The organism is Aminobacter sp. SR38 (genome assembly GCF_014843375.1).
Classification (GTDB): Bacteria; Pseudomonadota; Alphaproteobacteria; order Rhizobiales; family Rhizobiaceae; genus Aminobacter; species Aminobacter ciceronei.
The window spans coordinates 1,180,420-1,192,465 of sequence record NZ_CP062112.1; the positions used below are offsets into that span (position 1 = coordinate 1,180,420).

Consider the following 12,046-nt stretch of genomic DNA (forward strand, 5'->3'; position numbering starts at 1 on the left):
GCGAAAAGGATCGTCAATCGGATTCCCACGATCACAAATACCTTTGCATCATTCTGAATGAAAGCTCCTCTCTGTCACAATAATCTTTGTCACATTTGATTTTTCTGTGGAATTTACTTCTGGTGCATAAATTGTGTACGTAGCTCAAAAGCTGGACTGCATCGATGGTCAAGAGCATCTCCGCGTTCGACCCACTTCGGACAACACTCTCTACGGATGCGCTTGATAGCGCCCTAACACCCTGGTCTAGGCTCGAGCAGTTGATGAACTTCTCCTCGACGGCATCACGCGCAATGGAAGAAGCGCTAAGCCCGCTTCGTGGAATGGATGAAGTCATGAGGCGCGCGACCGATCCATTCTCCGAAATATCTGAGATGAGTAGCAAGGCCATGATGGACCCATTTTCGGGCGTATCAGATGCCATGCGGCGCGCAACCGACCCTTTCGCAGGTATGTCAGAGACTTTGCGGCGAGCCACCGATCCTTGGGCAAGAATATCGGAGGCTACGCGTAAAGCGATTGCGGACCCCTTGGCCGGGGTGTCAGAGTCAATGCGTCGAGCGACCGATCCCCTCATGGGAATGTCGGAGGCCCTTCGAAGATCGATGATAGGTCTTGATGCTGAAAAGCTCGGGGCCGACAGGGCATTGGCCAACCTCCGAATACAGAATGAAATGCTAGCCACGGCAATGGCTGGACCCACGCTAAAGGCGCTCTCTCTTCATAACATAAGAGAAACTTGGTTGGATCCGTTCGGAGCTAACTTTCAAGCGATGGCTTTGGCATATCGCACGCTCGCCGATGCTATGAACAGGCGTGAGGAACTCCGTCTGAGTAACTCGGTTGCAGGTGGGGAAACGCGCTCTCTGCTGCTTGAGAGCTTGGCGGTCATTGAGGAGGAGACCGCCGCCGGGCTCGCGCCAGATACCGCAAAGCAGATGTTTCTACGGCTGTTCACGCTGTTCATAGCGCGCGTAGAACGAGCTACTTCGATCTTTGAGCAGCAGCGGCTCATGGGCGTGATCGCCATTCTTTCGCTCTTCTTGACCTTTTACTTTGAGGTTCAAGGCGACGCGCAACACCAAGAACTCATGGATGAGCTTGCCCTCATACCCGCGCAAACTCAAACTATTGAGCAGCTGCGTGAGGATTGGGCGGAATACGCGAATGTGCGAGAGCGAGCGCTCGCTGTCATCATGAGGCGTGCCAATCTTCGTCCCAGTCCCGACACGATGGGGAAACGCCTAGCGCTGCTGCATGAGGGCGAGGTAGTCGAGTTCCTTGAGCTAAGCAACGGTTGGGTGAAGGTTCGCTATTTCGACGCGGTGACCGACGTGATCCTAGAGGGATGGATATACGCCCGGCTCATTCGAATAGTGCCGCGAGACTGACCATGTCGACAATTATTCCTGATGCTCGAAGCATGACGCGATCTGCAGGATGCTTTCTGACAGATCGATAGTGGTCATAACGAGAGCGGCGAGCTGACAGGCTCGCCTTTCGCGCAGATCGAACGCCACGGCTTCGCCGCCGCCGATGCCACCTTCCCGTTCGATCGAGATTCGCCGCCGGCCCGCCGGTCAGGCGGCGCGCAGGCTGCCGACGATCAGCTTCGAAAACACCGTCCTGGCTTCGGTGTCGGTGACCTTGCCTGCCTGCAGTTCGCGCGCGATGGCCTCTGCCGCGCCCAACAGGCCGGTGCACAGGAGACGAAGGCTCTCGCCGGAAACGGCAGAGAACGGTTGCAGCGCCTGGGCGACGATGGCCACATATTGCCCCAGCATGCGTGACTGCTGGAGCGCTATGTCAGGGCTCCCCTGAAGTGCCGCAAAGATGGCAGGCCCTTCCTGGCCCATGTTGGACAGGCAGCTGAAATAGGCTGCGGCAATGGCGTCGGCCACGGCGGCAAGCTCGCCCGGCATCGCGCTCAGCTCCTGGCGAAGCTGTTTGACATAATTGTCCTCCAGCCGCTGATACAGGGCGAGCAGCAGGCCGGCGCGCGTTGAAAAATGGTCGTAGACGACGGGCCGGCTGACATCGGCTCGTTGGGCGAGCGTGCCCAAGGTGAGTTCATCGGCGCCCTGCTCCCGAACGATCTGGAGGGCCGTATCAAGGAGTTGGCTGCGACGGCCATCTCTCGGCAGCTTCACGATTTTCTCCTCCGCTTGACACCTACAATTTGTAAGTTACATTTTGTAGGTTCGCGGTCAAGCAGGAGATGGACATGGGTGACGTCACGGTAATCGGCCTGGGTGCGATGGGCACCGCATTGGCGCGCGCGTTCCTTTCCGCCGGCAAGACGACCGTGGTCTGGAACCGGACCTCGGCAAAGGCCGATGATCTCAGAGACAGAGGGGCCAAGGTCGCGCTGACCGCCGCGGAAGCGGTCGCCGCCAGCCCGGTTGTCGTCATGTGCCTGTCGGACTATGCGGCAACGCGCAGCATCCTCGAAGACAAAGCCTTGGCCGAGATCGTCGCTGGCCGGCTCGTCGTGCAACTGGCCTCCGGCACGTCGAGGGAAGCCCGAGCCATGGCGGCATGGGCAGCACAGCGCGGTGCGGACTATCTCGACGGCGCCATTTCCGCATGGCCGAGCCAGATCGGCGGAGCTGACGCCGCCATCCTGCTTGCCGGTCCTGAGACGACGTTTGCCTCGGCCAGCGCCCTTCTTCAGGCGTTGGCCGGCAGCCTTGTGCATGTGGGCCCCGATGTCGGCCATGCCAAGGCGCTGTTTGGCGCTGCCCTGGCCTATTACGCAGCCCATTGGATCGGCTTCAGCCACGGCGCAGTCATCTGTGAAGCCGAAGGGCTCGATCCGGCTCAGTTCGGAGAGATGATGGCAGGCTCGGCACCGTTCTTCGCAGACGACATGCGTCGCATGGGCCGGGTTATCGCCACAAACAGCTTCAGCGCGCCTGAAAGCACCATCGCTTCCGTGCGCGCCGATATCGCGCGTCTCGTCGACGTATCCGACAACCTCGAGATTGGCGCCGATTTTCCGACCTTTGCGACCGGGGTTTTCCAGCGCGCGGTGGACGCGGGTTATGGCGCCGAAGAACACTGCGCGATCACAAAAGTGTTGCGCAGCCCCTCGCCGCATCAGCGGCGACCTGTTCAAGGTCGCTCTGTCTAGACACGCCACAGCTGGAGGCTCGTTGGCAAGCCTGCATCGCTCCGCTTGCAATATGCAATCGGAAAGCGTAAACCCGATCCAGTTGCAAAGTGCAACTGGATCGGCACGCCACTGTGGACCATCGCTCTGTCGATCATGCTGGCAACGCAAATGCCAGGCATCGCTCCGACATGACCGTCTTGCGCGACGTGATGTTTGGGGACCGACGTCCTCTCAGCGGCGTGGGTAAAAAGGCGGGCCGGCTTTGCAGGAGGCCTTCATGGCCGGGTTCGGCAACGACATTTCGGCGTTTCGACCCCTGATCACGGCCCGTCAGTGTCGGCACGGTTGCAGGCGGCCGATGACGGCGACAACAGACCGCGCGACATCACCCAGGACCTGAAAGGAGGTTGCAGAGTGCCGAAATTCCTCACCATCGGATATGGCGACCAGGCCGGATATGACCGGACCTCACAACCCGTCCGCGACGCCGCCCACGCGCAGGATGCAAGGCTGCGCGCCGAGGGCGCATTGATCGGAATCGCTGGTGCGCCCGTGCAGGTGCGCAATCCCGAAGCGGCGGGTCCGGAGACGCGGGATGGCCCATTCATGTCGTCGGCCTTGCCGGTTGCCGGCTTCGCCATCATCGAGGCTGCGGATATGGCGGAAGCGGTCAAGAAGATCTCAGGCGTTCCCTGTGCCGTTGCCCATGGCGTCGTCGAAGTGTGGCCGCTGGAGTAGGCAAACCGGCTCCAAGAGCCGACGCAGAGCAAATGCGCGCCCGCCTCGACAGCCTGCGCAGCTATCTCGCGCTGCCGAGATAGTGAAGATGACAGGTATGGAGTGGTTTTCTGCCCGGCTGCTTTTGGCAAGCAAATGATGTAAGCGGACGCTGGATTCAGCCCGGCACGGAAATCGGCAATCATGCCTGGCGGTGAGGACCTGCGGTAACCCTGCTTCTTAATTATCGTGATCGTAGCGCACATTTTTCGTATGTATGTATAAGTCGCCGGAGCTGAAATTCGTGATGTTGTGAGATGCCTCCGAGCCCACACGCGTTCTCCTTGAATCAAATCGATCTGAATCTGCTTCGTACGTTCGACGCATTGATGCAGGAGCGCAGCGTCACAAAGGCGGCGGAACTGCTTGGTCGGACGCAGTCGGCCACAAGCCATTCACTTTCCAGGTTGCGGCATATCTTCAAGGACGAATTGTTTTCTCGCGATTCAGGGGTGATGGAGCCGACGCCTCGGGCGAAAGAACTGGCTGCGGTTCTTACTCGCGCGCTGGCTGACATTCGTCAGGTCGTCGAAAGGCATTTGAATTTCGAGCCGGCAAGCACATTCAGAAACTTCAGGATCGGCCTCTCGGATTCCTCGGCCGTTACGATCCTTCCGAGCCTCATCCAGAACTTCTCGGCTCAGGCGCCAAATGCCACACTCAACGTCTTGCACACCAGAGAGGCTGAAGTCCTCGACTTGTTGAAATCCAAGCAAATCGAGTGCGCGGTGCTCGGCAACTTTTCGCTCAAGAGTGACCAGATTACAGTCGTGCAACTGTCGACGCACAAGATGGTCTGTGCCGGCTGGAAAGGAAATGGCCTGCTGGATGATTTCACCCAAGAGCGCTACTTGTCTTCGCCTCATCTTCAGATCTCTGCAGACGGCAAGGCGGATGGCGTTGCCGATATCGTCCTGAGAGGACTTGGCCTCAAACGGAAGGTTGTCGCCACCATTCCGCACTATCTCGTGGCGCCTTGGATCATCAAGGACACGCCTCTCATAACGGTTTTTGGCGACAACTTCATTTTCGCGGTCTCCGAAGAAACCGAGACCAAGATCGTTCCGGCCCCGTTCCCTCTCCCGGACGTTCGGGTCTCCATGATTTACGAACGTGGTTTGGAGGCCGATGCGGGACATGCCTGGCTGCGAAGCCTGATCATCGCCACGACAGAGGTTCAGCGGGCATTGAAAGAAGCGGCGTATGGACGCCTAAACATCTCCGGCGGCCGTCAATCTTAGCAATAGGCGTGCGCCAGGCGTTGGCCCCTGATGGGCTGTTTCACGACGGCACTATGCATGGCATGCATAGTCTTATGTCACATTATCAATTTCACCGATCATGCAGGCGACTGCTATCCGTAGGCCACGGTTCAAACAGGGAGGAACCAATGAAGCGTAGCCTTACAACGAGTGGCGTGGTTCTTGCGCTCTCGGCATTTTCGACCATCAGCAGCTTTGCTGCCGACATTCCGTAACGGATGCCGTCAAGACCAGTGGCAAGCTCACAATCGCCAGTTCGCTCGCCTACGCCCCCTTCGAGTTCACTGACGCCTCCGGAAAGCCGGCTGGCCTGGACATTGAGATGGCTCAGGCCGCTGCCGACCTGATGGGGGTGAAGCTGGAAGTCGTCACAATTCCCTTCGCCTCGCAGATTCCGGCTCTCGCATCGGGGCGCGCAACGATGGCCTGGACCACCTTCACGGTGCTGCCTGAGCGTTTGAAGCAGGTGGACTTCATCTCCTTCATGGAAACCGGCTCCGTGGCAACGGTGAAGCCGGAGGACAAGGACAAATTCACAAAGAAGCTTGACCTTTGCGGGCACGCTGTCGCGGTTCAGACCGGCACTTCCGGCGATATCGCTGCCGACAGGATCTCGGCCGATTGCAAGGCCGCCAGCCTGCCCGAGATCAACAAACAGATCTATCCGGAGCCAAAGGACAGCATCGCTGCGGTGCTTTCAGGTCGCGCCGAGGCCTGGTTGGATGACTCGACGGCCACAGGCTATTTTGAGAAAACGAGCAAGGGGCAGCTCGTCGTTACCGGCGACAGCTACTATCCGTCACCGCTTGGGATCGCGGTCCCGAAGGGAGACAAGGCTACGGCAGCCATGGTGGATGCCGTCCTCAAGGAATTGATGGCGAACGGCACCTACAAAAAGCTGCTCGACAGTTACAACATGGGCAAGTCGTCGCTGGACGCGCCGGTCATCTATACCGACGTCTCTCAACTGAACCACTAACCGCCATATCTCATCCGAGATCGACTGAACGCCCGGTGGCCTCGACCGCCGGGCGGGGAGAGCTGTGCGACACCCATGAAAAACGATCAAAACTCTGCCGCAATTGCCAAGCTTAAAGTGGTTCCGCTGCCCCACCCGTTCCGCCTCGCGGCGATCATTCTTGTACTGTCGCTTCTCGCGCTGGCAGTTCGCAGCGCGGCAATGAACCCCAAGCTGCAATGGCCCATCGCCGGAAGCTATCTCTTCAATCCGCTGATCATGAATGGTCTCCTGGTGACCCTCATCGTGACCGCTCTGGTGATGGTGATCGCCGTTGTCCTGGGCACGATTGCGGCACTTATGATCTTGTCGCCGAGCCGGCTGCTTTCAACGCCGGCAAAAGTGTTCGTCTGGTTCTTCCGGGGAACACCGGCGCTGGTCCAGCTCATACTCTGGTACAATCTGGCGCTGATCGTTCCGCGCTTCGAGCTTTGGCTGCCTGGTCTTGGCACCATTTTTTCCATTTCGACCAACGACGTCATGACGCCTCTGGTCGCGGCCGTCGTCGGCCTTTCGCTCCACGAATCCGGCTACATGGCGGAAATCATCCGCAACGGCCTGCAGTCGGTCAACCAAGGCCAGCGGGAAGCGGCTCTGTGCCTCGGGATGAAGCCGAGCCTGTTGATGCGCCGCATCATCATCCCCCAAGCCATGCGAGTAATCATCCCTCCATCCGGCAACGAGACGATCAACCTGCTCAAGACCACTTCGCTGGTCAGCGTCGTTGCGGTGGGTGACCTGCTTTATTCGGCGCAATCCATCTACGCCCGTACGTTCGAGACCATACCGCTGTTGCTGGTTGTAACCTTTTGGTACCTCGTTGTCGTGGCGATCATGTCGATCGGCCAGTTTTACCTGGAACGCTATTTCTCTCGGGACAATGCCACCCGGCAAGGCAAGGGCATGCTGAAAGCAACATTCGGCAATGCCTTCTCCGTTCGCAGGAGGGTCACACAATGACTGTTTCAAGGACACATCACGGCCGCTTTGGTATCGACCAGAATGTCATGGTCTATGCCGAAGGCGTCCGAAAATCCTTCGGTTCCCTCGAAGTGCTCAAAGACGTCAGCCTGAGCGTCCCGACAGGCAGCGTCGCCTGCATCATCGGGCCTTCGGGTTCGGGCAAGAGCACGTTCTTGCGATGCATCAACCATCTGGAGAAGATCGATGGCGGCCTGCTCCTCGTGGATGGGGACTTCATAGGGTACGAGCTCAGGCAGGACCGGCTCCATGAACTGCCAGACAGCGCAATCTGCCGCCGTCGTGCCGAGGTCGGCATGGTGTTCCAGCAGTTCAACCTTTTCGGCCATCTGACCGTCCTGCAGAACGTCATCGAGGCACCAGTCCATGTCCGGGGTGAATCGGTCAAATCTGCCACGGAGCGGGCGGTCCATCTCCTTGGCAAGGTTGGTCTGGCCGAGAAGTGTGACGCTTATCCACGACAGCTCTCTGGTGGGCAGCAACAACGCGTGGCGATAGCTCGGGCGCTTGCCATGCGGCCCAAGGTCATTCTCTTCGACGAGCCGACTTCGGCGCTCGATCCCGAACTCGTTGGGGAGGTTCTTGCCGTCATGAAGGATTTGGCGCGGGACGGCATGACCATGGTGGTGGTTACCCACGAAATCGGCTTCGCGTCAGAAGTCGCCGACCAACTCGTTTTCATGGACGGTGGCGTGGTTGTCGAGCGTGGCGTTCCAAAGGAAATGATTGCAAATCCGCAATCACAACGCCTCCGCGAGTTCCTGGCGCGCGTCAAGTAGTCCGCTTCCATAAGCAACCAGATATCGACCCCGTGAAACCACGGGGCAAGGAGACCCCATGTCCGCAAAAACTGCTCGGTCTGCATCCGAGCAATCGCTCCATGACTTCAGCAAGGCGATAGATCGGTCAGCTCTCAGCACCCTCAAGTGGGAGATGGAAATCGACCGACTGGGCGACAAAGACCTTTTCTCGTTTGGAACCGCCGATCTGGATTTCCGGTCGCCACCGGCCGTCGTCGAAGCGCTGCATCGTGCGGTCGAAGCCGGCCATTTTGGTTATCCCCTGAGACGACCCAGCTACTACGACGCGGTCACGGGTTATCTGAGCAGACGTTTTGGATGGCAGGTGGAGAAGACGTGGATCGATTCCTGTGTCGCGATTTATCCATCGATGCACTCGATTATCATGGAACTGACCCAGGCCGGTGACGAGATCATCTACCAGCCACCCGTCCACCACGTTTTTGCGGAGATCGTGAAGGCCAACGACCGCGTGCCCGTCGCCAATCAACTGATCAATCGCGGCGGCACATACGAGATGGATTTTGCCGGGCTTGAGGCCTGCATTACTGACCGAACAAAGTTGTTGTTGCTCTGCAGCCCGCATAATCCGGTTGGTCGGGTCTGGACTCGCGACGAGCTGAAGGAACTGGCACGCATATGCTCCGAACGTGGAGTCATCGTGGTTTCCGACGAGGTCTACAGCGGGATGCTGTATGAGGGAACGGAATTCACACCCTTTGCTGCGGTTTCAGAATGGGCTGCGATGAATTCCTATTGCCTGTTCTCACCAAGCAAGCCCTTCAATCTTACCGGACTGAAGCATTCCATCGTTGTCGCCCCGAACCCGGTCCTGCGGGATGCCTTCCGGCGCGGCTTGCAGCGCGCCAATCTACAGTATGGTGGCAGCGCACTTGGATACGCCGCTGCCGAAGTGGCGTTCCGAGATTGTGACGACTGGAGCCACGCGCTGATGCACCATATTGCCGGCAATCACGCATACGTCACGGATTTGATCCGGTCATTCCTGCCCGAGGTCACGGTTCCGGTCGCCGAAGCAGCATACTTCGCCTGGCTGGATCTCTCCAGGCTCAACACGCCGAGGGCTGTCTATGAGCCGCTGATTGAAAGGCAGGCGAAGCTCGTCGTGACCTACGGCGAGCCGATGGGGCCTGGTGGAGAGAACCACATCCGCATCAACCTCGGCACTTCGAGAACGATCCTGGAGGCGGGCATGCGACGGCTGCTCTCCGTACTCGTTCCACTTACCGGACGTTCCTTTGATGAAAGCGCTCGCTGATGGCAAGCACGGCAGAGACGCGTCTCGCAGCCCTGGGCATTGAGTTGCCGGAACCTCCGACCGCAGTGGCGAATTACGTGGCGACGATGCGATCGTCGAATTTGCTGTTCGTGTCAGGGCAGCTTTGCCTTGACAGAGGCGCCCTCGTTGCCAGCGGCAGTGTCGGCGGAAGCGTAACGTTGGCAGATGCCACCGTTGCGGCAAGAGCTTGCGCTATCAACATTCTTGCACAGTGCCGCAGCGCGTTGGGCGGCCTGGATCGTGTGCGCCAGGTCGTGCGCCTTGGTGGCTTCATCGCCAGCACCCCAGATTTCGAGGATCAGGCGAAAGTCATGAATGGCGCATCTGATCTAATGGTTGAAGTCTTCGGCGATGCTGGCAGGCATACGCGGTCCACTGTTGGCGTAATGTCGCTGCCAAAGGGCGCGGCGGTCGAAATCGAAGCCATATTCGAGGTCGAGCCTTGATATTGGCGGTGGAACGTAATTGCTTGGCAGGATTCGGTCCGCGACGGAATTAACTCGGACGGCTTCAAAGGGGTCGGCTGCAGAATGGCCGCTTTCATGTTGCGTCGGGAACATGGCGGCGGCTACCCAACAAGATGCGAGCCGCCAAACTCAGCGCCTGTCCAACTGACCCGAATACGGCTGCAGCTTCGGCTTCAAGCGCCTACGCCCCTACGCCGCCCTCACCCAGACCTTGTTGTCATGCACGGCAGCGCCGCCATAAGGCGCGGGCGCGTCGGCGCCGGTCAGGACGTTGATGCCTTCGCCGCGCTCATGGTCGGAGTTCGGCCAGATGCCTTCGGCGATGACGACGCCGCGCCTGATCTTGTCGAACAGGCGGGCATGCAGCACGACCTCGCCGCGCATATTGCCGATCTCGACCCGGTCGCCTGTCGCAATCCCGAGTTCTGCCGCGTCCTCGGAATGGATCAACAGTTCCGGCCGGCCCTCCTTCTCGCGCGACACCGGCGTTTCGGCGAAGGTCGAGTTGAGGAAGTTGCGCGCCGGCGACGTCGCCAGGCGGAACGGATGGGCGGCGTCCGCCACCTCGATCAGGTCGACATGATCGGGGAATTCGGGCAGCTGCGCGACCGGGCCGAAGATGCCCATGCTGCGCGGCGGCTTGTTGGGGGCCGCACCGCCATTCCAGTGCGGCTTGAAGCGGAACTTGCCGTCGGCATGGCCAAAGCCGTTGAGGAAATGCGCGCTGTCGAACCCCGGCTGCATGTCGGCCCATTTCTGGTCCTTGAAGCTGTCGAAATTGCCGAGGCCCTTCTTCTCCAGCATGACGTCGATATGCTGGCGTTCGGTCATGCCGAAGCCCGGCATGTCGGACACGCCAAGCCGCTTGCCCAGTTCCTCGATGACATAGTGGTTGGTGCGCGGCCCTTCCGGCGGGTCGATCAGCTTCGGCCCCAGCGTGATGTGCTGGTTGCCGCCGCCCTTGTAGATGTCGTCGTGCTCGAGGAACATCGTCGCCGGCAGCACGACGTCGGCGAGCTTGGCCGTGTCGGTCATGAACTGCTCGTGCACGGCGGTGAACAGGTCGTCGCGCATAAGACCCTTGACCACCAGCCGCTGCTCGGGCGCGACATTGGCCGGATTGGTGTTCTGGATCAGCATCGCGGTGACAGGCGGGCCGCCATAGAGCGCGTCCTCGGCATTGGTCAGCACCGGGCCGATGCGCGAATGGTCGAGATAGCGGATGTCGGGGTCGCGGAATTTGGTGCCTTCGAGCAGCTCGCCATTGAGCTTGAAGATGCCCGAATTGGAATGGAAGGCGCCGCCGCCCTCATATTGCCAGGCCCCCGTCACCGCCGGGATCGACAGCGCCGCATGCATGTTGACCGAGCCGTTGCGCTGGCGCGAAAAGCCGTAGCCCAGGCGGAAGAAGGTCTTCTTGGTGGTGCCGACGAGCCGGGCGAAAGCCTCGATCTCCTCGATGGAAAGACCTGTGATGGCGGCCGCCCATTCCGGCGTCTTGTCGGCGAGATGCGCTTCGAGGCCCCTGGGGTCGTCGGTGTATTTTTCGAGATAGGGGCGATCGGCAAACCCGTCGCGGAACAGCACATGCATGACGGCGCAGGCGAGCGCGGCGTCGGTGCCGGGCTTCAGCACCAGCCCCATGTCGGCCTGCTTCAGCGTCGCGGTCTCGTAGATGTCGATGACGACGATCCTGGCGCCGCGTTCCTTGCGCGCCTTGATCGCATGGGTCATCACATTGACCTGGGTGACGACAGCATTGGTGCCCCAGATGACGACGCAGTCCGACTTGCCGATCTCGCGCGGATCGCTGCCGCGCAGCGCACCTGTGCCCATGACATAACCGGTCCAGGCGAGATTGGTGCAGATCGAGCCGAAGAAGCCGGAATATTTCTTGGCGTGGCGCAGCCTCTCGATGCCGTCGCGCTGCACCAGCCCCATCGTGCCGGCGTAGAAATAGGGCCAGACGGTCTCCGAGCCGTAACGCTCCTCCGCCGCGATGAATTTTTCCGCGACGAGGTCGAGCGCTGCCTCCCAGCTCGCTTCCTTCCAGTTGCCGTCGCCCTTGGCGCCCGCGCGGACCAGCGGCTTCAGCAGGCGGTCGGGATGGTGGACGCGGTCGGCATAACGGGCGACCTTGGCGCAAATGACGCCTGCCGTATAGCTGTTGGACTTGGCGCCATGCACACGCCCGATGCGCTTGTCGTCGAGCAGCTCGACTTCGAGCGCGCAGGTCGAGGGGCAGTCATGCGGGCAGGCCGAATGGCCGATCCTGATCTTGGCGTGCTGGTTCATGGCGCCCTTTTACCCTGATGTCGGCTTGCCG

General features: G+C 59.9%; 11 protein-coding genes. 9 read left to right on the forward strand and 2 right to left on the reverse strand.

What is annotated here, in order from left to right; genetic code table 11:
• The first annotated feature begins 164 nt into the window (after window positions 1-164).
• Window positions 165-1,391 carry an SH3 domain-containing protein gene (locus IG197_RS05820; RefSeq protein ID WP_192317608.1) on the forward strand — a complete coding sequence of 409 codons (1,227 nt, stop codon included), beginning with the start codon at window positions 165-167 and terminating at the stop codon, window positions 1,389-1,391.
• Window positions 1,392-1,580: 189 nt separating this feature from the next.
• On the opposite strand, the gene IG197_RS05825 is transcribed toward IG197_RS05820, so the two are convergent.
• Window positions 1,581-2,150: a TetR/AcrR family transcriptional regulator gene (locus tag IG197_RS05825; RefSeq protein WP_192317610.1), complete on the reverse strand. Its 570-nt coding sequence runs from the start codon at window positions 2,148-2,150 to the stop codon at window positions 1,581-1,583.
• A gap of 74 nt (window positions 2,151-2,224) precedes the next feature.
• Between IG197_RS05825 and IG197_RS05830 the strand changes: the two genes are divergently transcribed.
• The 8 genes from IG197_RS05830 to IG197_RS05865 all read left to right on the forward strand — a co-directional run bounded on the left by IG197_RS05830 (window position 2,225) and on the right by IG197_RS05865 (window position 9,699).
• Window positions 2,225-3,133, forward strand: a complete 909-nt coding sequence (locus tag IG197_RS05830) for an NAD(P)-dependent oxidoreductase (RefSeq protein WP_192317612.1) — start codon at window positions 2,225-2,227, stop codon at window positions 3,131-3,133.
• A gap of 396 nt (window positions 3,134-3,529) precedes the next feature.
• Window positions 3,530-3,853: a YciI family protein gene (locus tag IG197_RS05835; RefSeq protein WP_192317613.1), complete on the forward strand. Its 324-nt coding sequence runs from the start codon at window positions 3,530-3,532 to the stop codon at window positions 3,851-3,853.
• 323 nt (window positions 3,854-4,176) lie between these two features.
• A complete protein-coding gene (locus tag IG197_RS05840) occupies window positions 4,177-5,133 on the forward strand; it encodes a LysR family transcriptional regulator (protein WP_246765318.1) in 957 nt (318 codons plus the stop codon).
• 268 nt (window positions 5,134-5,401) lie between these two features.
• Window positions 5,402-6,133 (forward strand): ABC transporter substrate-binding protein, encoded by a 732-nt coding sequence (locus IG197_RS05845; protein WP_246765421.1) that lies wholly within the window; start codon window positions 5,402-5,404, stop codon window positions 6,131-6,133.
• Between the two features lie 75 nt (window positions 6,134-6,208).
• Window positions 6,209-7,132, forward strand: coding sequence for an amino acid ABC transporter permease (locus tag IG197_RS05850; RefSeq protein ID WP_067963970.1), 924 nt, complete (start codon window positions 6,209-6,211; stop codon window positions 7,130-7,132).
• Between the two features lie 47 nt (window positions 7,133-7,179).
• The gene (locus IG197_RS05855) at window positions 7,180-7,932 is read left to right on the forward strand and encodes an amino acid ABC transporter ATP-binding protein (protein ID WP_154385201.1); all 753 of its coding nucleotides are present in this window, start codon (window positions 7,180-7,182) and stop codon (window positions 7,930-7,932) included.
• A 58-nt stretch (window positions 7,933-7,990) separates the two neighbouring features.
• Window positions 7,991-9,232: a MalY/PatB family protein gene (locus tag IG197_RS05860; RefSeq protein WP_246765319.1), complete on the forward strand. Its 1,242-nt coding sequence runs from the start codon at window positions 7,991-7,993 to the stop codon at window positions 9,230-9,232.
• Window positions 9,232-9,699 (forward strand): RidA family protein, encoded by a 468-nt coding sequence (locus IG197_RS05865; protein ID WP_192317617.1) that lies wholly within the window; start codon window positions 9,232-9,234, stop codon window positions 9,697-9,699. Before IG197_RS05860 ends, IG197_RS05865 begins: the two co-directional genes overlap by 1 nt.
• A gap of 210 nt (window positions 9,700-9,909) precedes the next feature.
• Here the strand turns inward: IG197_RS05865 and IG197_RS05870 are convergent, their stop codons facing one another.
• Window positions 9,910-12,015: a molybdopterin-dependent oxidoreductase gene (locus IG197_RS05870; protein WP_192317619.1), complete on the reverse strand. Its 2,106-nt coding sequence runs from the start codon at window positions 12,013-12,015 to the stop codon at window positions 9,910-9,912.
• Between the last annotated feature and the right edge of the window lie 31 nt (window positions 12,016-12,046).